Genomic DNA, 24,633 nt, shown 5'->3' with positions numbered 1-24,633 from the left:
GTTGACCTCCAATGAATATCTGCTGGAACCGCATCCGCCTGGCGCTGGTCGCCCTGGCCTGCGTCGGCCTGTCGGGCTGTGACTGGGTGCTGCTGGATTCGAAGGGCATGGTCGGGCTCGCCCAGCGCGACCTGATCCTGATCTGCATCGGCGTCATGCTGATCGTGGTGATACCGGCCATCGTGCTGACCTTCGTGTTTGCCTGGCGTTTCCGCGCCGGCAATACCAAAGCGAAGTACACGCCGGACTGGGCGCACTCCACCAAAGTAGAGATCGTGGTCTGGGGCGTGCCGTTGCTGATCATTGCCGGCCTGGCGGTGATCGTGTGGAAGTCGACTCACGAGCTGGACCCGTACAAGCCGCTGGATGTGCCCGGCGAACCGCTGCACGTGGATGTGATCGCCACCGACTGGAAGTGGGTGTTCGTCTACCCGGACCTGGGCATTGCCACGGTCAACCAGCTCAACTTCCCGGCCAACCGCGCGCTGGCGTTCAACATCACCTCCAACTCGACGATGAACACCTTCTTCATCCCGCAGCTGGGTGGGCAGATCTATGCGATGGCCGGCATGCGCACGCAGCTGCACCTGATCGCCAATGAGCCCGGCCAGTTCCGCGGCATGTCCGGCAACTACAGCGGGCACGGCTTCTCGAACATGAAGTTCATCGCCACCGCCAGCAGCAACGAAGACTTCGAGCGCTGGGTGGCCGAGGTGCGCAGCGCACCCGATGCGCTGAGCTTCGCGCAGTTCAAGGCGCTGGCCGCACCGTCGAAGAACGCGCCGGTGCAGCACTTCTCCAGCGTTGAACCGCTGCTGTTCAAGAAAGTCATCGACCAGTTCATCGGCGTCGGTGAGAACACCGCTGCTGCGGCACCGGCAGGTGCGGCCGGCGGTGCCCAGGTATCCCAGGAGTAACGAACATGTTGGGTAAATTGACGTGGGAGGCCGTGCCGCTGCACGAGCCGATCGTCGTGGTCACCTTGGCGGCCATGGTGCTGGGTGGCCTCGCGCTGCTTGGCGCGGTGACGTACTTCAAGCTGTGGGGCCCGCTGTGGCGCGACTGGTTCACCACCGTGGACCACAAGAAGATCGGCATCATGTATGTGGTGGTGGCGCTGGTCATGCTGGTGCGTGGCTTCGCCGACGCGCTGATGATGCGCGCGCAGCTGGCCGCGGCCGGGCCGGGCAGTGACGGCTTCCTGCCACCGGAGCACTACGACCAGATCTTCACTGCGCACGGCGTGATCATGATCTTCTTCGTGGCCACCCCGTTCGTGGTCGGCCTGATGAACATCATCGTGCCGCTGCAGATCGGCGCGCGCGACATGGCGTTCCCGTTCCTCAACGCCTTCAGCTTCTGGATCTTCGTGGTTGGCGCGGCGCTGATGATGATCTCGCTGGGCGTTGGCGAGTTCGCCATGACCGGCTGGGTCGCCTATCCGCCGCTGTCGGGCATCGAGTTCAGTCCCGGCGTGGGCGTGGATTACTACATCTGGGCGTTGCAGGCCTCGGGCATCGGTACATTGCTGACCGGCGTCAACCTGTTCATCACCATCCTGCGCATGCGTGCGCCGGGCATGACCCTGATGAAGATGCCGGTGTTCACCTGGACCGTGCTGGTTACCAGCGTGATCATCATCGCCGCCTTCCCGATCCTGACCGTGGCGCTGGGCGCGCTCACCCTGGACCGCTACCTGGACTTCAACTTCTACACCAACACATTGGGTGGCAACCCGATGATGTACGTGAACCTGGTGTGGGCCTGGGGCCATCCGGAGGTGTACATCCTGGTGCTGCCGGCGTTCGGCATCTTCTCTGAAGTCACCGCTACGTTCGCGCGCAAGAAGCTGTTCGGCTACAAGTCGATGGTCGGTGCCACGCTGGCGATCGGCATTCTGTCGTTCATCGTCTGGCTGCACCACTTCTTCACCATGGGCTCCGGTGCCAGCGTCAATGCCTTCTTCGGCATCATGACGATGATCATCGCCATCCCCACCGGCGTGAAGATCTTCACCTGGCTGTTCACCATGTACGGCGGCCGCGTCGAGTTCAGCGTGCCGATGCTGTGGACCATCGCCTTCCTGGTCACCTTCACCATCGGTGGCATGACCGGCGTGCTGCTGGCCATCCCGGGCGCGGACTTCCTGCTGCACAACAGCCTGTTCCTGGTGGCCCACTTCCACAACACCATCATCGGCGGCGCGCTCTTCGGCTATCTGGCCGGCTTCGCCTACTGGTTCCCGAAGGTGTTCGGCTTCACCCTCAACGAGCGCCTGGGCAAGTGGTCGTTCGCCTGCTGGGTGATCGGCTTCTACCTGGCCTTCATGCCGCTGTACATGCTGGGCTTCATGGGCATGACCCGGCGCATGAACCAGTACGACAACCCGGCGTGGACGCCGTACCTGATCGCCGCCTTCATCGGCGCGCTGTTCGTGTTCGCGGGCATCATCCTGATGCTGGTGCAGATCTACGTGAGCGTGCGCGACCGCAAGCGCAACCTGGACCTGACCGGTGATCCGTGGAATGCACGCACGCTGGAATGGGCCACGCCGTCGCCGCCGCCGTTCTACAACTTCGCCGTGGTGCCCAAGGCCGATGAGCTGGACGCCTTCCACGAAGCCAAGAAGCGTGGCCTGCCGCCGCCGCCGAAGAAGTACGCACCGATCCACATGCCGAAGAACACCGGCGTGCCGCTGATCCTCAACATCTGGATCCTGGTGCTGTGCTTCGCCCTGGTCTGGCACATCTGGTGGATGGCTGCGGCCAGCTTCATCGCGATGATCGCCACCCTGATCGTGCGGTCCTACGACGAGGACGTGGACTACTACGTCAGTTCCGAAGAGGTGGCGCGCACCGAAGCGGCCAGCCTGGCCAAGTTGAAGGAGGTACGCGCATGAACCTGTTGACCCGCCCCGAGCTGGCCAGCGACACGCAGGTGCACGAGGACCACCACGAACACGACCACAGCCATGAGCAGGGCGGCATGAAAGTGTTCGGCATGTGGGTCTACCTCATGTCCGATCTGGTGCTGTTCGGCTCGCTGTTCGCCTCGTACGCGGTGCTCAGCACCGCGTACGCCGGCGGTCCGACCGGCAAGGAGCTGTTCTCGCTGCCGTTCGTGATGACCGAGACCTTCCTGCTGCTGGTCTCCAGCATCACCTACGGCCAGGCCGTGCTGGCGATGCATCGTCACGACGCCTCGGCGGTGCTGCGCTGGCTGGGCGTGACCTTCGTGCTCGGTGCCTCGTTCATCGGCATGGAGATCTACGAGTTCTCGCACCTGATCCACGAAGGCGCGGGCCCGAGCACGAGTGCCTACCTGTCGGCGTTCTTCGCCCTGGTTGCCACCCACGGCCTGCACGTGGCCAGCGGCCTGATCTGGATGGCGGTGGTCATGCACCAGGTCTACCGCCGTGGCCTGACCCCGACCAACATCACCCGCGTTTCGTGCCTGAGCCTGTTCTGGCACTTCCTGGACCTGGTGTGGATCTGCGTCTTCACCTTCGTCTATCTGATCGGAGCCTTCTGACATGGCCCACGTTGAAACCTCGCGCGCCGGCAATGCGCACGGCTCCACCAAGTCCTACCTGATCGGCTTCGTGCTGTGCGCGCTGCTGACCGTCGTGCCGTTCGCGCTGGTGATGAACCCGGTGCTGTCGCGGCCGCTCACGCTGTTCCTGCTGGTCGGCTTCGCGGTGGCGCAGATCCTGGTGCAGCTGGTCTATTTCCTGCACATGGACCGCAAGTCCGAAGGTGGCTGGAACCTGGCCAGCTTCGTGTTCACCCTGGTGATCCTGTTCATCGTCGTCGCGCTGTCGGTCTGGATCATCTGGAGCATGCACTACCACATGATGATCAACTGAGACGGCGGCCCGTGATGCGCATTGCCTTCCCCCGCCACGGCCTGCGGCTTGCCGCGGGCCTGCTGCTCGGCCTGCTGGCCGGCTGCAGCGCACAGTCGCGCATGGACTTCTATGCCAAGGACATCGCCTGCGAAGAACTCGGCCAGCAGTGGTCGATGCCCGACAGCCATGGCACCGTGCGTGGCCCGAAGGACCTGCAGGGGCAGGTGACCTATTTGTTCTTCGGTTTCACCAGCTGCCCGGACGTGTGCCCGACCACGATGGCCGAGCTGAGCCAGGTGAAGCATCTGATGGGCAAGGATGCCGACCAGCTGCAGGTGGTGTTCGTCAGCGTCGATCCGGCACGTGACACGCCCGAGGTCGCGCGTACCTATGTGGAGGCCTTCGACCCCAAGGCGATCGCGCTGGTTGGCAACGAAGCACAACTGGCCGCGATGGCCAGCGACTTCAAGGCGTTCTATGAGAAGGAACCGGGCCAGCTGCCCGACACCTACACCATGAGCCACATCGCCGGTGGCTATGTGTTCGACCGTCAGGGTCGGCTGCGACTGTTCGCACCGTATGGCATGCCGGTAGAGAAGCTGTTCTCCGACGTGCAGCGCCTGCTGCTGGAACCGCAGCACCCGGCCGCCGGCAACGACGCACTGGCCAGCTGCAGCCTCAAACGCAACGATTCGCTCGCAGCGCGATAGCGCCGGCTCTGCTCCGGTAGGTGTCGACCTTGGACGACACGCGATGAATGAATCCGGTGGGTGCCGACCGCTGGTCGGCACATCCCCCACATCATCCCCCGGCCGGCCGGGAGAGCCGGCCGGGGGCACCACTCAACGCCTTACTTGGTTTCTTCCCACTGCACCACGTCCGGTTCGGTCGCACGGATACCGGCGGTGGACAGCAGCTTGGTGGTCGCATCCAATGCCGCGTTCACCGACGGGTACTCCACGATGGCCTGGCCCGAAGCCTTCGACACTTTCACCACGGTGCCCCCGGTGGCGGTTGCCGCGCGCTGGGCAGACGCTGCATCGGTAAAGAACACCTTGACGCGCGAGGTCGCCACCACCGGCGCTCCGTCATGGGAGACCGCCGCCGCGAACTTGCCTGCGCCGGCATCAGCAGGCGCCGCCGCTACGCCATCCAGCGAACGCTTGGTACGCGAGCTGGTGGTCGCCGCTGCCTGTGGGGTGATCGTGAACTGGCCGCCACTGGCCTGCTTCACCGTGGTCGAGGGGGACAGCTGGAAACGCGTGCCGCCCACGTCGAACGAGCGGCCGGTAGCGGACGCCTTCAATTCCTGTGCATCCACGGTCGACAGGGTCCTGGCCGGAGGGGTCTGCCCCGAGCTCTGCGCCCAGGCAGGGGAGGTCATCGCCGCGAAGGCGAGCGTGCTCAACAGAATGGTCGTCTTCATCATCAGTGCCCCAGAACGCGGATCTTGAAGAATTCGAGGTTGCCGCGCGATGCAGCGGTCGCGGCCTGCCCCATGTCGGTTACTTCCAGCGTCCAGGTGCCGGTGGCATTCTCATCCAGGAAGGCATTGCTGGACAGCAGGTCCCAGCTGGTGAAGTTGCTCTGTGCGCCCCCCGTGCCCGAACCGATCGCGGTGAACGCCGGTTGCACCACGCTGCGGGTGCCGCTGGGCGAAACCAGCACGAACTGCAGCTGGCGGGTGTTGCGGTGGTTGACCCGGAAGCCCAGCTGCACGCTTTCGATGTTGGAAGCGCCGTTGGCCAACTGGAAGGTCAGGCGTGCGGCGGCGGCCGAGGTGTTGCCGATGGCCACGGTACGCGTCGTGTTGCGCCAGCCACTGTCGACCAGCGCACCCAGCGACTGGAAGTTCTCGGCGACCTCCACCGCACGCGCGGCGTTGACCACGCCGAAGCCGTACCAGTTGCTGTAGGCACGGTTGGCCGCGTTCACCGTCCAGCCCGGCACCAGCGTGCGCCCGTCGGCCAGCGTCACCGCCGGCTGGTTCGGGTGGTTGCGGGTGGCGGTGGTGGCCAGGATGTACTTCACATCGCGATAGGACAGGTTCGGATTGGCTTCCAGCACCAGTGCCGCCACGCCCGATACCATCGGCGCCGAGGCCGAGGTGCCGTTCATCTTGGCGGTGTAGTTGCAGGTGCTGTCGATGGCCGACAGGTTGCTGTCCAGCGTGTTCTGGCGGTTGGTGTTCTTGTTGCTGCCCTGCGTGCATCCGGTCACGTCGGTGGTGACGATGGCCGGGTCGTACGCGCGTGCCACCAGGCCGGGTGCGTACTGTGCCTGCAGCCCGTACTCGCCGCCAAAGGCCGAAACCCACAGGGCCGAACCGGTGGAGGAGTACGACGAGCGCACGCCATCGGCGCGCACCGCCGCCACGGTGATCACGTTGAACAGGTTGTTGCGCGGATCGCGGCCGGCCGGCACGCAACCGGTGTTGCGGTTCTTGGTGTCGGTGGTGCAGACATCCTGGGTCTGGCTGATCGAGGCATTGTTGAAGTTGTTGCCGGCCGACTTCACGTAGATGCCGCCGCGGCCACCACGGGTACCCGACAGTGCCTGCTCGTACGAACGTATCGTGTTCTCGCTGTACGCCAACGGCAGGTTCGGGTTGCCCGGGCCGGCGCCCCAGCTGTTGTTGAACACCTGTACGTCGGCCGATTCTGCGCCGTCCCACCAGGCGTACTCGATGTTGCTCTGCTGGTTGCCCAGGGCTGTGCGCGAGATCGGGTTGAAGCCCTTCAGCGTCGCTGCCGGGGCCACGCCGCGCACGCCCAGGTTGTTGGCGCCCACCGCACCGGCGATGCCACCGACCATGGTGCCGTGGTTGTCGACATCCGGGTTGGTTGGGGTGGGGTTGTTCGAACCATTGGTGAAGTTCTTGCCGGCCACCGCCGCCACGTTGGCTGCCAGGTCCGGATGCGCGATCTGCAGGCCATCATCGACGATGGCGATGGTGACGCCCTGGCCACGGATGCCGTTGCGGAACAGGCCATCCACGTTCAGATCGTTGCCGGCCACCGGCAGCGTGTCGGCCGGGACCGTCTGCCCGGTGTTGAGCAGATGCCACTGGATCCCAGCCAGTGGATCGGCCTGCTGGGCCTGGGCGGTGGCGGCCAGACTGCCCAGCACCAGGGCAGTGGCAAGGGCCAGGCGCGCGGAGCGCGGTGGCGCGGAGCGTTGCGTGTGTCGCTTCATACACGAATCCTTCTGTTGTGAATCGGCATGGCAGGACGGCGGGGCGGATCTGCCCCATCGCAACGAGCCAAACGCGACACAACGAAGAACCCCCTACCTCTTCACACCCGCAATGTGCGAATGTGCCAATTGCGTCACAAACGCTTAGTACGTCAAGTTATGACAGGTCACGCGAATGCCTTCACGCCATCTTCGCGCGCTTGCTTCGAGGTACGGGAAACGTGGGTAATCACATACACAAGTGAAGTCACACATGAAGAACGCACGCCAGCGTGCCCGTGCGCGCGTGGACCAGAGTCCGCTCTCGGTTGCCGTCATCCGCAAGGTGGTGCTGTCCGTGCATACGCGCAGCCACGACTATGGCGACGATGCCGATATCAGCGAGTTGCTGCCCGAGCTGGCAGCATTCGGCATCACCACTGTGAAGCCGCTGCGCCTGTTGATGAAGAAGCACCGTCGCGCGCTGCTGCAGGAGGAGCGGATCGTCATGCGGCGCGCGGAGACGCTGCATCTGCGCGCCGAATGGCGGCCCGGTGGCATAGACGTGCATGCCAACACCAGCCGCTACGCCATCGGCGGCCTGGTCCGCACCAGCATGGAACACGAATTCGGCTTCGAGACGATGTTGCCCTTCCACGAGGTGCGCGAGGACGAATCCACGTAGCGCGGTGCCTGCCCGATGGGTGTGGCAGCCCCGCCGGGGCATCATCGCGCGTCCTCACATCGCGCTGTGCTACTACAGCCCGTGCACCCTTCCGCACGGAGCACGATGATGGTCAATCCCCTGGCCCAGGCCCACCACGGCCTCGGCACCACCCTGTTCAGCCTGTTGAACCCGATACCGTTCGGGTTCTTCGTCGGCGCGCTGATCTTCGACGCGATCTACCTCAACAGCGCCGAGGTGATGTGGGGCAAGGCTGCTGCGTGGCTGATCACCTTCGGCCTGCTGATCGCCATCATCCCGCGCCTGATCAACCTGTTCGCGGTCTGGCGCCGCAACGGCACCGCCACCCGCATCGATCGTATCGACTTCTTTCTCAACCTGGTGGCGGTACTGCTGGCAATCTGGAACGCCTTCGTGCACAGCCGTGATGCCTATGCCGTTGCGGTGCCGGGCACGATCCTGTCGGCGCTGACCGTGGCCCTGATCGCGCTGGGTCTGATCCTGCTGTCGTCGCAGCCGCCGGTGCTGCAGGGAGGTCGTCATGGCTAAGTCCATCCTGCCCACCGTGGCGGTACTGTCGTTGGCCGTGATGCTGTCCGCCTGCGCGGGCAAGGCCGAATACAACCCTGCCGACCAGTCCGGCGCGAAGCCGCCCCTGCCGGCACCGAAGAACTTCCTGATGCCACCGATGCAGGTGCCCAAGGGCGTGGGCTGGGCCGACGGCCAGTCACCCTCGGTGGCCGAGGGCCTGAAGATCGAGCGCATCGCGGCCAACCTGCTGCACCCACGGCGCCTGCTGACCCTGCCCAACGGCGATGTGCTGGTGGTGGAGGGCAACGGCCCCGGCGAAGAGCCGGTCACCACGCCCAAGCAATGGATCGCCGGCAAGGTGAAGGCGCGCTCGGGCAAGGCCGGCAAGGGCGGCAACCGGGTCACCCTGCTGCGCCGCACGCCCGGTACCGATACCTGGACCCAGCACGTCTACATCGAGGGCCTGCACTCGCCGTTCGGCATCCAGCTGATCGGCGACACGCTGTACGTGGCCAACACCGGCAACATCGTGCAGTACCACTACGTGCCCGGCGAAACCCGCATGACCGACACGGGCCGCGAGTTCACCGACCTGCCCAGTACCATCAACCACCACTGGACCAAGGAACTGCTGGCCAGCCGTGATGGCAGCAAGCTGTATGTGGGCGTGGGCTCCAACAGCAACATCACTGAGAACGGCCTGGCAGTCGAGTACCGCCGCGCGGTGGTGCTGGAAGTGGACGTGGCCACCCGTGGCAGCCGCATCTACGCGTCCGGCATCCGCAATCCCACCGGTCTGGATTGGGAGCCGAGCACCGGCACGCTGTGGGCGGTGGCGAACGAGCGCGATGAGATCGGCGCGGACCTGGTGCCGGACTACCTGACCTCGGTGAAGGAAGATGGCTTCTACGGTTGGCCCTACAGCTACTACGGCCAGCATGTGGATGAGCGCGTGCAGCCGCAGCGCCCGGACCTGGTGGCCAAGGCGATCGTGCCCGACTACGCCATCGGCTCGCACGTGGCGCCGCTGGGCCTGCTGTTCTACACCGGCCAGGCGCTGCCTGCGCAGTATCACGGCGGTGCCTTCATCGGCGAACACGGCAGCTGGGACCGTTCGCCGTTGAGCGGCTATGAAGTGGTGTACGTGCCGTTCAAGGACGGCAAGCCAACCGGACGGCCGCAGACCGTGGTCAGTGGCTTTGCCTCGAAGGACGAGAAGACGCTGATGGGTGCACCGGTGGGCATGGCAATGGACGCCGAGGGCGCACTGCTGGTGGCCGACGACGTCGGCGACGTGGTGTGGCGGGTGTCCGCCAAATAGCCTTGTAGCGTCGAGCCATGCTCGACTGCTTTGGATCTGGCTCTGCAGAGCCGAGCCCACGCTCGGCTTACGCACGCAGCGCGGGGTTTCCCCGTACAGGTCGAAGCGCAGCCGCGCGTGGGCTCGGCGCTACACGTCCGAAGGCGCTGCGCGGAACCCGCTGAACACCGATTCCGCAGCAAACCCCACGCCGCCCAGCAGTACGCCGAAATACACCACCGTGGCCACCACGAAACCATAACCGGCCGCCACTGCCGCACCATCGCGCTGGATGAAGCCAATCGCAAAGGACATCAGCGCCAGTGCCGGCAACGTGTTGCTGAAGGGAATCGGCCCGGCCGGGGCCATCAGCAGCAGGGTTGCGAACACCAGCATCAGGTTGTTCAGGCGCATCATCTTCTTCGAGCGCACCATCACCGCCAGCCGCATCGGCCGCGACAACCGCTCCATGCGGTGGACCCACTTCAGCGCACGGCCGAGGTTGGCCTTCAGCTTGTCGGTGGCGATCTCGCGGCGCGCCAGCTTCTGCGGCACCCATAGCGGTCGGTTGCGCACCCGGCTCAGGCCGATCAGCAGGATCGAGGCGCCGAACACCGTGCTCAGCCCGGGAATCGATACCGGAATGATGAAGATGGCCGACAGTAGGATCACGACCAGCAGCAGGCCCTCATCGCCCAGCGCACTGAGCAGGGTGCCGACGCTGACCCGGTCGCCGGGCAGCTCATCGATCATCTGTTCGATCTGCTGGGCCAGCGGTGCGCTTTCATTGGTTTCGGGGGCGTGGTACGTCATGCGTCGAGGGGTCTCCAGGGAAGGGCGGTCAGGGGGCCGTCCTGCGGTGGGGAACGCACAGGCTCGACCAGTATCCCGGCCAATGCGGGCAAAGAGGTGAACCGGGCATGAGGGGTTAACATGGACGGCCCGCATGAAGGTAAGACACTGATGGACATGGGCCGCAGGCAATCGACCATTGAACTGGTCGCCATCGACATGGATGGCACCTTGCTGGACCCGGCCCATAAGCTCACCGCGCGGGCCAAGCAGGCCATTGCGCAGGCGCGCGCGCTGGGCGTGCACATCGTGCTGACCAGCGGCCGCCCGGTGCCGGGCCTGGCGCCGTTCCTGCATGAGCTGGGCATCGACGGCGACGACGACTACTGCATCGCCTGCAACGGTGGCCTGGTTCAGCGCATCGGCACCCGCGAGACGGTGGTCGAGTATCCGCTCAGCTTCGACGATTTCCTGTTCTGCGAACAGGTGGCGCGCGAACTGGGTGTGCACTTCCAGGCGCTGGATGCGCAGCGCATGTACACGCCCAATCAGGACATCAGCTACTACACCGTGGCCGACTCGCATCTCTCGCGGATGCCGCTGTCGTATCGCCGCGTGGCCGACATGGACCCGTCGATGTCCTTCATCAAGCTGATGATGATCGACGCGCCGGACGTGCTGGATGCCGCCATCGCGCGCCTGCCCAGCGAGCTGACCGAGCGCTTCGCGGTACTGAAGAGCGCGCCGTTCTTCCTGGAAGTGTTCGACCACCGCGCAGGCAAGGGGCCGAGCCTGCAGAAGCTGGCCGAGCACCTGGGCATCGACCGTGCCAACGTGATGGCCATCGGTGACCAGGAGAACGACCTGACCATGCTGCAGTACGCCGGTACCAGCGTGGCGATGGGTAACGCCATCGATGCGGTGAAGTCGGTCGCGCGGTTTGAGACCACCAGCAATGCCGATGAAGGCGTGGCGCGCGCGATCGAGCGTTTCGTCCTGCAGTAACCGCGCGCCCCTATGCCCCGGTAGGTGCCAACCTTGGTTGGCACACACAAACGGCAAGCGCCGACCAAGGTCGGCCTCTACCAGACCCCATTCGCCCCGGTAGCTGCCAACCTTGGTTGGCACACGCAAACGTCAAGCGCCGACCAGGGGCTATACCCACGTATAGCCCACCCATCCCCACCGCCATCGGCGCTGTACCACGGTGCAATGGCGGATGCGGCAGGGCGATGCAAGAATTTCGCACGTCGAAATCACCCCACCGAATCCCACGGCAGATGATCGTCTTCCTCTGCCATTGACCGGCACTTGCTGCACGGTCCAACCCTCAACGCAATCGCACCACCAGCCAGGGCGCCGACACCGGCGCTGCATCGCGCTGGGCGTGCGCCTGCGCCACCTTCCCCCTGCACGCTGGATCTGCCCATGAACATCCCACCCACGACGCGCCTTGCCTTGGCGATCATCGCCACCATCAGCGCACCGGCCTACGCCGCCGAGTCGGCCGACACCGCGCACGACACGCCCACCACGTTGAACGCATTGCAGGTCATCGCCACCCCACGTGGCGCGGCCGTTGCACCGACCCAGGTGGTCGGCCCGAACCGCTACATCATCAAGGCCGAAGACCTCGATGCCATGGTCACCGGCAACAACGGCCTGTCGATGCTGAAGAACGTGCCGGGCGCGAGCTACACCGCCACCGATGGGCTGGGCTTGGACATCTCGGCCACCAGCCTGTTCGTGCGCGGCTTCCGCATGAATGAAATGGGCATCACCTTCGAGGGTGTGCCGCTGAACGACAACGGCTTCCTCTCGCTCACCGGCACCAGCGTGGTGAACGTGGGCGTGCCCGATGGCATCGGTGCGATCACGGTCAGCCCCGGCGGGGCACCGGTCAGCGTGTTCTCCAGCAGCGTCAACGGTGGCAGCCTGGAGTACCGCCTGCGCGATCTGCAGGACACCCCCAGCCTGCGCGTGAAGCAGGGCGTGGGCAGCAACAGCACGCTGGTCACCACCGTGTCCGGACAGACCGGACAGCTTGGCGAGCACGGCCCGAAAGTGCTGGTCGACCTGCAGCGCGTGTCGGCTGACAAGTACCAGGGCGAAGGCACGCAGAACTTCCTGCGCGGCGACCTGAAGCTGCAGCAGGACGTCGCCTGGGGCGACTTTACTGTGTTCCTGTCCGACAGCAAGGCCAAGGTGTGGGGCTACAACAACATCTCCTTTGACATGATCCGCAAGCTGGGCTGGAAGGCCGACATCTTCTATCCGGACTATGCGTGGGCCTGGTACGTGGCCTCGCCAGAGAACGCAGACAAATCCTGTGGCGCCTACACCTGCGGTGAGCTGTCCGAACTGATTCCGTACGACACCGGCCAGATCACCCGCGATCGCGTGTCCTCGATCAACCATCGCTTCCAGATCACCCCGGCACTGAGCGGCAACGTGCAGCTGTACAACGCCAACAGCCACACCCAGGCCACGCTGACCGACCCGACCGTGCCGTCGCCCAACGGCGCGCCGTTCTCCGAACAGGTGCAGACGCCGCACTTGAATCGGCTGGGCGGCATGCTCAACCTGCAGTTCGAGGCTGGCGCGCACACCTTCACCGCCGGCTTCTGGCAGGAGAAGAGCAAAGCCGCCGCGAAGACCGAGTGGTACCAGCAGCCGTTGCTGGGCGAGGGCCCGCCGCTGAAGGCCACCGGTCCGTTCGATGTGTATGGTCCCGCGTTCAAGACCGACAATGCATCGAGCTGGGTGACCCGCTCCCGCCAGTTCTACCTGCAGGACGACATCGTGTTGAATGACACGCTGAAGCTGGGCGTCGGTTTCAAGGCCGTCGATTTCCGTACCAGCGGCGGTGGCCTGGGCGATGCCAAGGATCGGCCGGTGAACGGCACGCTGCGCGCAAAGAGCAACTTCCTGCCGCACGTCTCGCTGTTCTGGAGCCCGACCGAATCCACCGATGCCTTCATCGACCTGGCCAACACCATGAACGGCTATCGCGTGGCCCAGCGCGGCAACATCGGCTACACCGCCTCTGCGTGGACCATCACCGACCAGGAGGAGTTCGACCGGGTGGCCGGCACGCTGCGCCCGGAGAAGAACTGGAACCTCACCGTGGGTGCGTCGCATCGTTTCGACCGGCTGACCATCACCGGCGACGTGTTCTACAACGATATCCGCAATCGCCTGCTGTCGGCCGCCATCGGTACCCAGTTCGCGCAGATCAACACCGTGCGGCTGATGCCGAAGATGCATGTGATCGGCGCCGATCTCGGTATCACCGCCGATCTGACCGATCACCTGCAGTTCTACCAGGGCGTGGCCGTGGCCCGTTCGTACTACGACAGCGATTTCGTGGTGGGCGACACGGTGTACCCGATCAAGGGCAATGCCCAGCCGGGCTACCCGCAGGTCTCGCTGGTGAGCGATCTTTCCGCGCACTTTGGCGACTGGCGCTTCGGTGCCACCAGCACCTCCTACCTGCGCCAGCCCTTCACCTACGAGAACGATATCCGCGTGCCGACCTTCTGGCAGGTCAACACCTATGCTGCCTACCGGTTTGGTGCGGACAGCATGGTGCCGGGGCTGGAGCTGCGGCTGGACGTGAGCAACCTGTTCAACCGCCACAACATCGGCACCGCCACCATCGCCGGTTCGTCGTTCTCGGGGGATTACCAGACCCTGCAGCGCAGCGCACCCCGGCAGCTGATGTTCAGCACCTCGATGTCCTTCTAGGTAGATCCACGCCATGCGTGGATACGTGATCGGGGTCAGATCCCTTTGCGCGGCAAAGGGCTCTGACCCCTAAAGCCCGCCCAGAAGCGCGCCTTGCGCAATCAACAGGGGTTTTCTGGCAGCGACGCAAGGTTCCCACAATGTTGCTGCGTCATCCTGTCGGTATGGCACAGCACAACCCACGAACCCCGTTGTTCGGCATCCGGGGCCCAGGACGGCCCCGGCAGGCGCTGTCCGTGGCGCCTGTGATCGACCTGCGGGCCGAATTCCAGTTCTGGCAGGTATATGAACGTGTGGTGCAGCCACTGCCGGGTGGTGGGCTGCGGTTGGCCTGGCTGGTCTGCCAGAAGGTCTACCGCGACCGCTGGCAGTACCCGGGTGACAGCGATGAGGCGGCGCTGTCGCGGGTGCTGTTCGGCGGCAACATGACGGCTGACCGCGCGTCGGAGCTGGCGGAGCTCCACGCGCTGGTCAGCCGTCGGGTGGCGTCGTTGGCCCGGCGGGGCGTATTGTTCGGGCGCGGTCGCTGAACCGCGCAACTGCAGGGCATTCCGATGGCTCTTCTTCCGGGGCACTACCGCATCCTCGCGTACCGCGGATTCCATGACCTGCCGCGGATGATGCTGGTAACCGATAGAGCATCAAAGTGCTGGGTGCTGGACTGTCCGTTCGAGGACGAACGGGACGACTACGCACCGGTGTATCGCGTCCATGCTGTTGATGCTGATAGCGTGGGGCTGACGGAGGTATGGGAGCGTCATGCCCGTGGGCTTTTGCCCGACATTGGCGTTCTACCGGCAGATACCCTGCAGTTTGACGAGACGCGGCGGGCCTCCTTCGTCCTTATGTGATCCTCCGTCATACCCCCGCTTTTCCCCGATCCAGCTGCCGATACCCAATCGCTTCAGCCAGATGCGCGGTCTGAATTGCCTCGCAACCCGCCAGATCTGCAATCGTCCGCGCCACCCGCAGAATCCGGTGCATCGCCCGTGCCGAAAGCTGCAAGCGCTCAATCGCCTGCTCCAGCAGATCCTGATCGGCCTCGCTCAGTTGCGTGCACGCGCGCAGCGCCGCAGGCGGCAGATGCGCATTGAGGCCGCCACGCGCCTGCTGCCGGGTATGGGCGGCCTCCACCCGCGCGCGCACCACCACGCTCGGCTCGCCCAGCGGCGTGCTCTCCCGTAGCTCCACCGCATCCATGCGTGCCACGCTGATATGCAGGTCGATGCGGTCCAACAGCGGGCCGGACACGCGCGCACGGTAGCGGTTGATGCGTTCGTCGCTGCACAGGCAGCGGTTGCTGCGGTCGCCGGCCCAGCCACACGGGCAGGGGTTCATCGCCGCTACCAGTTGGAACCGTGCGGGATACTGCACGCTGCGCGCCGCACGGGCGATACGGATGTGGCCCGATTCCAGGGGCTCGCGCAGGGTTTCCAGCGCGCTCCGGTTCCACTCGGGCAGCTCATCAAGAAACAGAACGCCATGATGGGCCAAGGAAATTTCACCGGGGCACGGCGGATTGCCACCGCCTACCAATGCGGCCGCGCTGGCGCTGTGATGGGGAGAACGGAAGGGCCGCTGCCGCCAACGCCTCGGGTCCAGCCCCTCACCACTCACCGAGGCAATCGCGGCCAGCTGCAATGCCTCGGCTTCCTCGGTGTCCGGCAACAGACTGGGAAGGCGCGAGGCCAGCAGCGTCTTGCCGCAGCCGGGGCTGCCGATCAGCAGAAGATGGTGGCCGCCGGCCGCCGCCACTTCCAGCGCCCGACGTGCGAGCGCCTGCCCGCGGACGTCAGCCAGATCGGGTAGGGGTAGCGGCGTGGTATCCACGCGTTCCACGGGAGGCAGCAGGCGCGGGTTCCCCAACCCGGCGCAGCACTCCAGCAACGTGCGCGCCACGCGCACATCGGCATGCTCGGCAAGCGCTGCTTCGGCCGCGTTGCCGGGTGGCACCACCAGGATACGCCCAGCTTCGGCAGCCGCTATCGCTGCGGGCAGTGCACCCGCCACCGGGCGAAGTTCGCCGGTCAGGCCCAGCTCGCCCAGGAACTCGTACTGCAGCAGCGACTGCGGATCGACCTGGCCACTGGCCGCGAGAATGCCCAGCGCAATGGCCAGGTCGTAGCGCCCGCCTTCCTTGGGCAGGTCGGCGGGTGCGAGGTTCAACGTGATGCGCCGCTGCGGGAAGTCGAAGCGTGCGCAGAGCAGGGCAGCCCGCACGCGCTCGCGCGATTCGCGCACGCTGGTTTCAGCCATGCCGACGATCTGGGTGGCAGGCAAGCCACCAGAGAGATGCACTTCCACCCGCACCAGTGGGGCGTCAACTCCGGCGCGGGCACGGCTGTGGACCAGCGCCAGGCTCATGTGCGGTTTCCTGCGAAGGGACGTTCGATGGTGCGGCAGATGCTTTGCGGGTGACCATCGGGAATTGCTGGCAAAGCGACTAGGGGGTTTCCGGTAGATGGTTGGGGTGCGGCTCCCCCCGTCAACGACGGCCAGTCTTCGCAATTGAGTGACGGATCTCGACCGGTATCAACGGGAGCAGCGCCGGGGACCGACGCCGTTACCGCTCGCCCGTGCCTGTTCTTCGCTTGGTCCAGTGCGATCCGAAGGGCGTAACGGATTCACGTCTATTCTTCACAAAGTTCTTTTCGAACATGTACTTGCGAATCATCAGGACGGTACGCAGTTGCTTGCAGGTAGATAATGGGGTCGTTACACTAGCCCCAACACACCCGCCAAGCCTCTGCGCGCTAGTTCGCGACATGCTCAAATTTGGCGGGTTTTTTTTTGCCCGCGGATGGGCGTCAGGATGACTCAATACCGCAAGCCGCCGCTGTCCATCCAGGCGCAGCTGGATCTGCTCCAACGGCGCGGGCTTGCAATAGGCGATGCCGACAATGCGAATCGCTATCTGCAGCGTGTCGGCTACTGCCGTCTCATGGGCTATCCCTACACCCAGCGTATACCAGGCAGCGATAACTTCCGTGACCAAGCGACCTTCGAGGAAGCCGTCAGCCTCTATGAACTTGATAGGGGGCTTCGAGACCTGGTGATGGAGGCGGTCGGCCACATCGAGGTAGTAACGCGGACCGTGCTCACGTACCACTTTGCACATCTCCATGGCGCCTTTGGCCACCTGGAGCCGCGCAATCTGCACTTCACTGGGCAAGAGCACGCCGTTTGGCTTGACGGCATCGAGAGTGAAGTGATGCGCTCCAAAGAGGCGTTCATTCGACACTACAGGGAAAAGTACACCTCGCCGGCGTTCCCCAAGGTGCCGATCTGGATGGCGACTGAAGTCATGTCGTTGGGGTCGCTTTCCCGCTTCTACAAAGCACTGCACACCAGAGAGCAGAAAGCAGTTGCAGCCGCAATGCAGCTGGCGGCCCCAGTCTTCGCGAACTGGTTGCATGTCACCAGCGTGGCGCGGAACATCGTCGCCCATCACGGCAGATTGTGGAACAAGGAACTCGGCGTTTCGGCCGTCCGCCCTCGCTCGGCGGGATGGTCTGAACATGAGGCACCCTTTCCGCCGAATCGCTCGTTCTTCCTATTGCTGCTGCTTCGCAAGCTTCTGGGTGGTACGACCGCTGATACCAGCGGCTGGCGTGAGCGCGTCGATGCCCATCTTTTCGCCGGCCTGACGAACGAAGCCCGAACGAAAGGCCTTGGCGCTGTGGAAGGGTGGCGGGAGCATCGCCTTTGGCGGGAGTGAGTCCCAAGGCTGGCCGAAGCCGGCCCGATGCTTGTTACCGGATTGACCACCCGCACCGGCGGGCATAGGCGCCGGCACGCGCACGGCGATGAACCAGCCCGAGGCTCATGTTTGGATTCCTGCGGGGCCTGGTACTGGCAGGGGCCGTCAGGCCCGGCGCCGAAGGGCCCCACCCACGGGCATGGCACAATCGGCAACGGTGATATCCCTGCCTTCCAGCGTCCTCAGTCAGACTCACCACGTGATGCATCGCCTCAGCCGTCAGTGCCAGGAGATTCCGTGCGACCTTCGATACGACTCGTTGCTGCATGCATCCTGTGCGTTGTGGGCTCTGCCTACGCAGGCGTTCCCGATGCAACGGCGCAAGAGACCTACTGGCCGACGCAGGGATGGCGCCATTCCTCCCCGGAAGCTCAGGGACTGGATTCGGAAGTGCTGGCCAATGCGTTCGACTACGTGCGCGAGCACCAGTCACCGATCCACAGTTTGACCATCATTCGCAATGGCTATGTCGTGGTGGATGCTTATTTCTGGCCGTTCCAGAAGGGGCAATTCCACGATGTTGCGTCCGTGACGAAGAGTGTCACCTCCACGCTTGCCGGCATCGCGATCGGGAGACACCAGCTGGAACTGCACCAGCCGCTGACCTCAGTCTTCGGTCCCCAAGGGATCGCGAATCTGGACGACCGAAAGAAGCGGGTGACCATCGAGCACCTGCTGACGATGACTTCAGGGCTGGACTGCGACGCCAGCCAGGGCGAAATCACGCTCTCGCGGATGAGGCAAAGCAGCGATTGGAGCCGGTTCATGCTGGATCTGCCGATGCGCGATGAACCCGGGAGCCACTTCGAGTACTGCTCCGGTGGCATGCATCTACTGTCCGCAGCGATCACGAAGGCGACGGGCCAGAGTGCGTTCGATTTCGCCCGCCGCGAGCTGTTTGGCCCCTTGGGCATCAACCATGCGGCGTGGCCGGCCGATGGCCACGGGGTTTCGTATGGTTGGGGTGATCTGCACCTCGAGCCTCTGGACATGGCGAAGCTGGGCTACCTGTGGCTGAACGATGGCCGTTGGGAAGGCCGGCAACTGGTCCCGAAAGAGTGGATGCGCGCTGCCGTTCGGCCGCAGGCCCAGCCGCAGGGCAGCGACGAGAAGTACGGCTATGGCCTGTGGCTCCAGCCGGACAGGAAGCCGTCACTGTTCGAGGCGAATGGCCGCGGCGGCCAACGCATCAGCGTAAGCCCGGAGAAGAATATCGTGGTCGTGTTCACCGGCGGGGAGTTTGAACCCGGCGATATCGGCACCTTCATTCTTGCTGCGCTCAAGTCTGACCAGCCCTTGCCGGAGAATCCATCGGCGGCGGCGCGGTTGGCGGCTGCTGTGGGCGACGCGGCAACGCCGCCTCCGCCGATATCGTTCATGCCGCCACTGGCACGCACGGTGTCAGGCAAGCGATACGCGCTGTCGGAGAATCCGCTGGGCTTGAAATCGCTCATGCTCACGTTCGCGGGAACCGAAACGGCGCAGCTTCAGTTCGAATTGAAAAGCCGCAACGAGCCCTCCAGGCCGATCGGGTTGGACGGAACACCGCGCGTGTCGTCCGATGGAAATTTTGGCTTGCCGGTAGCAGTAGGCGGCCGGTGGGAGAGCAGCAACACTTTTGTCTTCGACTACAACGAGGTCGGAAACATCAATGCGTTCCGGTTCCGGCTCACGTTCTCGGGTAATGATGTCGATGTGGACCTGAGCGAGCGATCGCGGGTGATTCAAAGTATGCGAGTCCACGGAACGACGGTCAGCCAGGTAACCACTGGGCAGGCGCACTGAAACCAGCTCGCCGGCAGGCGTGTGTTGTGCCCCAAGAGTGCTGGCGAAACGATCATGAGAGGGGCGGCCGCCGCCGGCCCGGGGCCCCGAACAGACACCGCTGCTCATCAGGCACCGCCCCGCTGAAGCGCCGAAACCGTGCCTCAACCCACGACGGCCCCGCACTCTCCACCAGCAACTGCCCTTGGCTCTGATGTAAATCCAACCATCGCTCGAAGCTGAGGCGCAGGCGTTCGATATCCGGTGCCCGCTGCAGTGCGTCGGCAGGCATTCGGATCAACACGCGCGAGGGCGCGTTCTCCACGTCCAGCACCACAACGCCCTTGCACCGGATCTCGAAGGACGTGGTTCCGGCATAGCGCGTGCGAAGTTCAAAACCCTCCTCGGCCTTCGCTGCAACGAAGCCCAGCGCATCACTGTGCAGCAGCCGGTAATCGGCCTGTTGCAGCTTCTGGTAAGCCCACGCCTGATCGGCGGATGGTTCGGGCCAGGCTGCCCACACCACGCCGATCACCGCGACGCACACCGCGCCGGCGATAAGACCGTACTTCTTCATTCATCACCCCACACACAGACAGAATGGAATGCGCTGCAAGCGCGCTCAGTCCTGTGGTCGCATCCGTTCGTGGATGAAAGCCGTCAGTGCCAAATCGGCCATCACCAGCCCTTCCATCACGCGATCGCCCACGTGTTGATCGGGCGCACCGTTCTGGCGCGTGCGCTCGGCAGCCAGCAGGATCTCCTGCACGATGCGCTGGCCGGTCAGCGCGCAGTCGGCGTCGCACAGCGTCATCTGCCGGCTGCGCAGGTGATGGCGCTCGGACCAGGGCTGGCCGTCGGCTGCAGCGCCGGCACTGATGGCGTGCAGGGTGGCGATGAGAGTGTTGGGGTCTCGCGCAGGCGCGGGTGACGGCGCTTCCTGGATCGGGCGCGGGGGAGGGGAGTGCGGCGTGGTCATGGCTGGCTCCGTGCAAGCAGGCGGACGCCGCCACCGATAAAGGTGGCGGACGGTGCATGGCTCGAAAACCGGGTTGTTGGGAACCGGCGGGCACGAGGCCCCCACGCACCGCCCGCCATAGCCGGCAGACGGATTGCCAGCCGGCACCACGCAAGGTGATACCGGCTGGCAAGCGCAAACTACTTTCCCAACGGCGGGTTTTCGAGTCCCGACCACCGATGCACGGTGGCGCAGTAACGATTACCTGCCGCTGTGTGGAATGCCAAGGGCTTGAGGCCAATGCCGCCAAAACCCGAGACGTTTTCGGCATTGTCGCATAGCGCCGAAAGGGGCGAGAGCCTTGGCGTGCTAGGCGAAACGGCACTTCTGGAACGAGGTCGTCAGATCCCTCCGCCAGAGATGCATGGCGCGGCAAATGCGACAGCATCGGCCCGGCGGCCATGTGTGATCGCCCATGCGATGCAACCGGTGCGAAGACCGTTGATGGGTGCCGCGCACTTCGCTTCCAGGCGTGAGTGACTTTCTGCCTATTGACCCTATGGGGCGCCACACACAATCTGACTACAGCTGTAGTCACGCGTGCCGATCCTGCCCACAGCAGGATGGTTGTGTGGCGTTTGAACGGATTCCCCCCACTGGCGCAGGCCAACGCAAGGATCACTGAACGTGTCACGCCGCAACCGACTTCTTCTCTCCGCCGGTCTAGTGCCGCTTCCGTGGTTCCTGTTCTGGACCAGCGTTGCCGCCGTGTTTGCCCCGGGCTACAACCCGCTTGCACAACACGCCAGCGAGCTGCTGCAGGCGCCAACGCTCGCGAGCATCTGCGCCAGGATCGCCGCCATCGGCTCCGGCGTAGGCTTCGTGGCATTTTCCATTGGGGTATGGCGGGAATCTGGTCGCCGGATTGCCTTGGGCGCGCTCTGTTGGATGATCTTTGGTGTCTCGATGCTGACCAACGGGCTCTGGCCCATGGGCCATCCAATGCACGGGTTCTACACCATCGGTATCGCCAACATCATCGCACCGGCGATGTCGCACATCGAGTTGAGCGCGTGGTCTGCCAACCGAAGGGCGTACGCCGTGACCGCTGTGGTGAGCATCGCGGGAATCTTCTATCTCTGGTTGAACCTGGTGGGAGCGGACCCGGAGGGGTTCAGGGGGCTGACCCAGCGCGTGTTTTCATCGATCAACTCGCTGTGGCCATTCCTGGTTGCGCTGTACCTGCTGCGAAGGGGTTCAAGCGCGCTGAAGGCGGAGCCGACGTATTGATGGGCGGGCGTGCAGGCACATGGACGACCATTGAGCGTGTGGGGTTGAGAAGGGGATGAGGATTTTTCGCCGTCAGCTGATCTACGTTCGAGTGCACCAGGACCACTTCATTGCGCGCGTGGTGGGTGGAGACAGGACCATCCGCCGTCAGTGTCATGCCCTTGGCAATCGCGCGGGCCCGATCAAGGACTTCTCTACTCTCCAGCCCCAGCTCAAGGCGATCTTCTCGGAACTCCTGCCTGGGTTCTCTTTCGTCAAGCCGTGGGGGCTTCTGCACTTTGATGCGGTTGAGTATCCGGTCACGAAGGAGGAATTGGCCGGATTTCAGAAGGCTGCCATGCAAGGTGGTGTGAGCTTCTGTTTTCTCTCCACGTGGGAGCAGCGGCATGATGACAGGGATCTGTTGGAGATGTTCAAGTAGGGAACGGCACGAAAATTCTTTTAGGGCCAAACTGCTTCGTGATTGGGCGTGGTTGAAGTATTGCGAGAGTCCGCTTCTGGCCGCAGGGCGTCATGCGACCCATAGCGGCCATCGGTGCGGCCGCCGAGCCTAGCGCTGGGTCCGGTTATACGCTGGCTTGTTAGCCGGACCCAGTCAGCCTAAGATCGAGCTGTATCAAGTGGAACGCCCGCCATACGGTGCTTTGTGGATAAGTCGTATAGCTGGACCCATGGGTCCGGCTATTAGGTAGTTAGGCATCAGACACAGCTTATGTCGCACGGAAAGATTGAAAGCAAACACTTTGAGAAATACAGCTTGTTCCTCGTGGAAAAGCACCGGCCACCCAGCCGTGGCGGCAACACAGGCGCGCTCCACTCTCATGTCTTGACCATCGACGGTGAGCGATACAGCTTCCTAGGTCTTGGGTCGCAGCAGTGGGTATACAAATCTGACACCGTGTCTTTTGAGTATGAGGTCAAGAATGGCTACAAGAATATTCTCTTGGAGACCCTTGTTGTCATATCCAAATTCGGTGAGCCAATAGTTCGGGGCAACCGTGGTTTCAAGTCCACGTTGCGCACGGCAGACTCCCGTATGCCTGCCAGCCGCCGTGAGCAGCGCGACTGATGGCTAACAATTCATTCAAGCCGACGCAGCTTCGTAGCTCGCCTTAACTCTGGCGTTTAAGGTCCGCTACTACTGGCCGAAAGCAGACGCGTCGGCGCCAGGCAAAGCGACCAAGAGTGCTAGAGTCCGCTCTCGACCCCATACGGACATCTACACGTCTGCTTGCGCTGGCCGCCGGGCCTAGCGCTAGGTTGGGCTATACGGCTGCTTGTTAGCCGCCCCCCGCTGCCCTAAGATCACCCTATATCAAGGGGAAGCCCGCCCATCCCTGTGCATTGTGGGAAATTCGATTCGCCGGACCCAGGGCCCGTTTATTAGGCAGTTGGGCGTCGCAGGATAGATATAGACATGTCGAAGAAGTGGAAAATATCGAAGGATCCTCTGTTTCGCGGCGACGCGAAGGACGGCGTAAGACCGGCGTCTCACGGCTCAGCCAAGTCGCTTGTAAGGCATATTCTATTCCTGGATGGCCCAGGAAGGCTGACGCCCTACCTCTCCTTCACGGAGTCTAAAGAAATTGCCGGGATTTTTGCAGGGAAGACTGGCAAAACTTATGAGGCCTTGCCTCGAGAGTGGCAGGATCAAGGCGTCAAGCATCGTTCGAGGAAAGAACTTCAAGATCTACTTAAGGGTTCTGGCAAAGGAGATGCCGCTTGGCCGGACTCTCTCGAGGTTGCGCAAGCCCGACGCTATGTTGAGGAACATCTAGAACATTTGGCTGATTTCAGCGACCTGTCAGACCAAAATGCCGTCGACTCTGTCACTGCCGAAATCGTCCCATGACCACCCGCCGTCTAACTTCCTGCGAAAACTGTTGGTTCAACCCACTTCAGAATGGATCCGTAGGGCTGTCACTCGGCTACTGCACGGAACATCGCGTGACACTTCGGGATTCCTCTGCAACCACATGCGGAAGGCACTTTCGGAAAGATCTTTCTTTGGCTAGTGCTGAGAACTATGCGAGCAAGCATCGAGTAGTCTTTCCTAATGAATCCTGCGTCCAAGATATTTTGCGTAAGGAAGCTGCCGAAGACCCGCTTCAAGTCACTAAAGATACAAAGCTCCTCAGAACTGATGAGGTCGGGGAGCTGGCGGCTGACTACGGGCAGTTCGACGGAAAAATCTCGACCCTTTCAGAGCTGAGGAGGCCGATTCCGTCAAGGAAGGAATTTGCATGCCTCAACCTAGGCAGGTCATATGTCTATCGCTGCAAGGTTCGCGGTGGTGCATGGACATCTGGCCTAAACATCCTATGGTGGGTAAAGAAACAACTCCCAAACGAACCCACTTTCGTCGCGTCTGACTTTCGATACTCCGTCGCAGGTAATCTTGCAAGGCAGGAAGAGCTGGCTGCCTGGTCACTCTTGGTGGCTCGTCTACTCATAATTTCTGATGTGGCACGCAACTCTGTAGGGGAACTTCAAAGTCTTGAGAACCTTCCTCAAAGGGCTGCAGTCGCGTCCGAAAATCTATCACCTCGCAAGCTCATGCGCTGGATAAAGAGTGAAGCCATCCTAACAATTGATCGCGAGCTTCCTGAAAGCAGATATAGGTCCATTATGGACCCGATCATCAATGGCGAGAACGGCAACTAAAATTTTGGCAAGGCTTAAGCCGCTTCGCGGCTCGGCTTAGCTTCGGTGTTGAACGTCCGCTATTGGCCGGAAGCGGACATCCACACTGACAGGCTCAATGGCTCAGCGGCAGCCATCGGCT

At 63.4% G+C, this 24,633-nt stretch carries 24 protein-coding genes; 18 read left to right on the top strand and 6 right to left on the bottom strand.

From position 1 onward, the window contains the following. The first annotated feature begins 11 nt into the window (after nucleotides 1–11). Genes cyoA through ABH900_RS05205 form a run of 5 tightly spaced genes read left to right on the top strand, consistent with a single transcriptional unit; the run spans nucleotide 12 to nucleotide 4,557 of the window. Nucleotides 12–917 (top strand): ubiquinol oxidase subunit II, encoded by a 906-nt coding sequence (gene cyoA, locus ABH900_RS05225; RefSeq protein ID WP_429621841.1) that lies wholly within the window; start codon nucleotides 12–14, stop codon nucleotides 915–917. 5 nt (nucleotides 918–922) lie between these two features. Next, on the top strand, nucleotides 923–2,899 hold the full coding sequence (gene cyoB, locus ABH900_RS05220; RefSeq protein ID WP_429621840.1) for a cytochrome o ubiquinol oxidase subunit I: 1,977 nt from the start codon (nucleotides 923–925) through the stop codon (nucleotides 2,897–2,899). Beyond that, entirely contained in the window at nucleotides 2,896–3,531 is a 636-nt protein-coding gene (cyoC, locus tag ABH900_RS05215) for a cytochrome o ubiquinol oxidase subunit III (RefSeq protein WP_429621839.1), read from the top strand. Before cyoB ends, cyoC begins: the two co-directional genes overlap by 4 nt. Before the next feature lies 1 nt (nucleotide 3,532). Further along, nucleotides 3,533–3,865, top strand: a complete 333-nt coding sequence (cyoD, locus tag ABH900_RS05210) for a cytochrome o ubiquinol oxidase subunit IV (protein WP_006399830.1) — start codon at nucleotides 3,533–3,535, stop codon at nucleotides 3,863–3,865. Between the two features lie 11 nt (nucleotides 3,866–3,876). Beyond that, on the top strand, nucleotides 3,877–4,557 hold the full coding sequence (locus ABH900_RS05205) for an SCO family protein (RefSeq protein WP_429621838.1): 681 nt from the start codon (nucleotides 3,877–3,879) through the stop codon (nucleotides 4,555–4,557). Nucleotides 4,558–4,697: 140 nt separating this feature from the next. Here ABH900_RS05205 and ABH900_RS05200 read toward each other — a convergent pair whose 3' ends face one another. Further along, a complete protein-coding gene (locus ABH900_RS05200; protein ID WP_429621837.1) occupies nucleotides 4,698–5,276 on the bottom strand; it encodes a DNA breaking-rejoining protein in 579 nt (192 codons plus the stop codon). After that, complete coding sequence (locus ABH900_RS05195; protein WP_429621836.1) at nucleotides 5,276–7,042, bottom strand: S8 family serine peptidase; 1,767 nt, start codon at nucleotides 7,040–7,042, stop codon at nucleotides 5,276–5,278. Before ABH900_RS05195 ends, ABH900_RS05200 begins: the two co-directional genes overlap by 1 nt. Before the next feature lie 253 nt (nucleotides 7,043–7,295). On the opposite strand from ABH900_RS05195, the gene ABH900_RS05190 reads away from it, so the two are divergent. From ABH900_RS05190 to ABH900_RS05180, 3 genes are all read left to right on the top strand, one after another. Beyond that, nucleotides 7,296–7,706, top strand: a complete 411-nt coding sequence (locus ABH900_RS05190; protein WP_429621835.1) for a hypothetical protein — start codon at nucleotides 7,296–7,298, stop codon at nucleotides 7,704–7,706. 108 nt (nucleotides 7,707–7,814) lie between these two features. Beyond that, nucleotides 7,815–8,255: a DUF2231 domain-containing protein gene (locus tag ABH900_RS05185; protein WP_429621834.1), complete on the top strand. Its 441-nt coding sequence runs from the start codon at nucleotides 7,815–7,817 to the stop codon at nucleotides 8,253–8,255. Next, on the top strand, nucleotides 8,248–9,558 hold the full coding sequence (locus ABH900_RS05180; protein ID WP_429621833.1) for a PQQ-dependent sugar dehydrogenase: 1,311 nt from the start codon (nucleotides 8,248–8,250) through the stop codon (nucleotides 9,556–9,558). Before ABH900_RS05185 ends, ABH900_RS05180 begins: the two co-directional genes overlap by 8 nt. A 129-nt stretch (nucleotides 9,559–9,687) precedes the next feature. Here ABH900_RS05180 and ABH900_RS05175 read toward each other — a convergent pair whose 3' ends face one another. Next, nucleotides 9,688–10,350, bottom strand: coding sequence for an exopolysaccharide biosynthesis protein (locus ABH900_RS05175; protein ID WP_429621832.1), 663 nt, complete (start codon nucleotides 10,348–10,350; stop codon nucleotides 9,688–9,690). A gap of 150 nt (nucleotides 10,351–10,500) precedes the next feature. Between ABH900_RS05175 and yidA the strand changes: the two genes are divergently transcribed. From yidA to ABH900_RS05155, 4 genes are all read left to right on the top strand, one after another. Further along, nucleotides 10,501–11,334 carry a sugar-phosphatase gene (yidA, locus tag ABH900_RS05170; protein WP_429621987.1) on the top strand — a complete coding sequence of 278 codons (834 nt, stop codon included), beginning with the start codon at nucleotides 10,501–10,503 and terminating at the stop codon, nucleotides 11,332–11,334. Nucleotides 11,335–11,757: 423 nt separating this feature from the next. Next, nucleotides 11,758–14,076, top strand: a complete 2,319-nt coding sequence (locus ABH900_RS05165) for a TonB-dependent receptor (RefSeq protein WP_429621831.1) — start codon at nucleotides 11,758–11,760, stop codon at nucleotides 14,074–14,076. Nucleotides 14,077–14,216: 140 nt separating this feature from the next. Beyond that, complete coding sequence (locus tag ABH900_RS05160; protein WP_429621830.1) at nucleotides 14,217–14,606, top strand: hypothetical protein; 390 nt, start codon at nucleotides 14,217–14,219, stop codon at nucleotides 14,604–14,606. A gap of 24 nt (nucleotides 14,607–14,630) precedes the next feature. Next, the gene (locus tag ABH900_RS05155) at nucleotides 14,631–14,927 is read left to right on the top strand and encodes a hypothetical protein (RefSeq protein WP_429621829.1); all 297 of its coding nucleotides are present in this window, start codon (nucleotides 14,631–14,633) and stop codon (nucleotides 14,925–14,927) included. Nucleotides 14,928–14,934: 7 nt separating this feature from the next. Here ABH900_RS05155 and ABH900_RS05150 read toward each other — a convergent pair whose 3' ends face one another. Next, nucleotides 14,935–16,440, bottom strand: a complete 1,506-nt coding sequence (locus tag ABH900_RS05150; protein WP_429621828.1) for a YifB family Mg chelatase-like AAA ATPase — start codon at nucleotides 16,438–16,440, stop codon at nucleotides 14,935–14,937. Nucleotides 16,441–16,888: 448 nt separating this feature from the next. On the opposite strand from ABH900_RS05150, the gene ABH900_RS05145 reads away from it, so the two are divergent. Both ABH900_RS05145 and ABH900_RS05140 read left to right on the top strand, forming a co-directional pair. Further along, nucleotides 16,889–17,794, top strand: a complete 906-nt coding sequence (locus tag ABH900_RS05145) for an Abi family protein (RefSeq protein ID WP_429621827.1) — start codon at nucleotides 16,889–16,891, stop codon at nucleotides 17,792–17,794. Between the two features lie 432 nt (nucleotides 17,795–18,226). Then, nucleotides 18,227–19,621 carry a serine hydrolase domain-containing protein gene (locus ABH900_RS05140; protein ID WP_429621826.1) on the top strand — a complete coding sequence of 465 codons (1,395 nt, stop codon included), beginning with the start codon at nucleotides 18,227–18,229 and terminating at the stop codon, nucleotides 19,619–19,621. Nucleotides 19,622–19,673: 52 nt separating this feature from the next. Here ABH900_RS05140 and ABH900_RS05135 read toward each other — a convergent pair whose 3' ends face one another. Together ABH900_RS05135 and ABH900_RS05130 are read right to left on the bottom strand one after the other, a co-directional pair. After that, entirely contained in the window at nucleotides 19,674–20,177 is a 504-nt protein-coding gene (locus tag ABH900_RS05135; protein WP_429621825.1) for a cold-shock protein, read from the bottom strand. A 45-nt stretch (nucleotides 20,178–20,222) separates the two neighbouring features. Continuing rightward, nucleotides 20,223–20,579: a hypothetical protein gene (locus ABH900_RS05130; protein WP_429621824.1), complete on the bottom strand. Its 357-nt coding sequence runs from the start codon at nucleotides 20,577–20,579 to the stop codon at nucleotides 20,223–20,225. Between the two features lie 666 nt (nucleotides 20,580–21,245). On the opposite strand from ABH900_RS05130, the gene ABH900_RS05125 reads away from it, so the two are divergent. From ABH900_RS05125 to ABH900_RS05110, 4 genes are all read left to right on the top strand, one after another. Next, nucleotides 21,246–21,848, top strand: coding sequence for a DUF998 domain-containing protein (locus ABH900_RS05125; protein WP_429621823.1), 603 nt, complete (start codon nucleotides 21,246–21,248; stop codon nucleotides 21,846–21,848). 55 nt (nucleotides 21,849–21,903) lie between these two features. Next, nucleotides 21,904–22,269, top strand: coding sequence for a hypothetical protein (locus ABH900_RS05120; protein WP_429621822.1), 366 nt, complete (start codon nucleotides 21,904–21,906; stop codon nucleotides 22,267–22,269). A gap of 996 nt (nucleotides 22,270–23,265) precedes the next feature. Next, nucleotides 23,266–23,700: a hypothetical protein gene (locus ABH900_RS05115; protein ID WP_429621821.1), complete on the top strand. Its 435-nt coding sequence runs from the start codon at nucleotides 23,266–23,268 to the stop codon at nucleotides 23,698–23,700. 95 nt (nucleotides 23,701–23,795) lie between these two features. Further along, nucleotides 23,796–24,512 (top strand): hypothetical protein, encoded by a 717-nt coding sequence (locus tag ABH900_RS05110; RefSeq protein ID WP_429621820.1) that lies wholly within the window; start codon nucleotides 23,796–23,798, stop codon nucleotides 24,510–24,512. The last annotated feature ends 121 nt before the right edge of the window (nucleotides 24,513–24,633 follow it).

Origin of the sequence: Stenotrophomonas sp. AN71 (assembly GCF_050435725.1) — a bacterium.
In the GTDB taxonomy this organism is placed as follows: domain Bacteria; phylum Pseudomonadota; class Gammaproteobacteria; order Xanthomonadales; family Xanthomonadaceae; genus Stenotrophomonas.
This window is presented reverse-complemented; position numbering and strand designations above follow the sequence as displayed.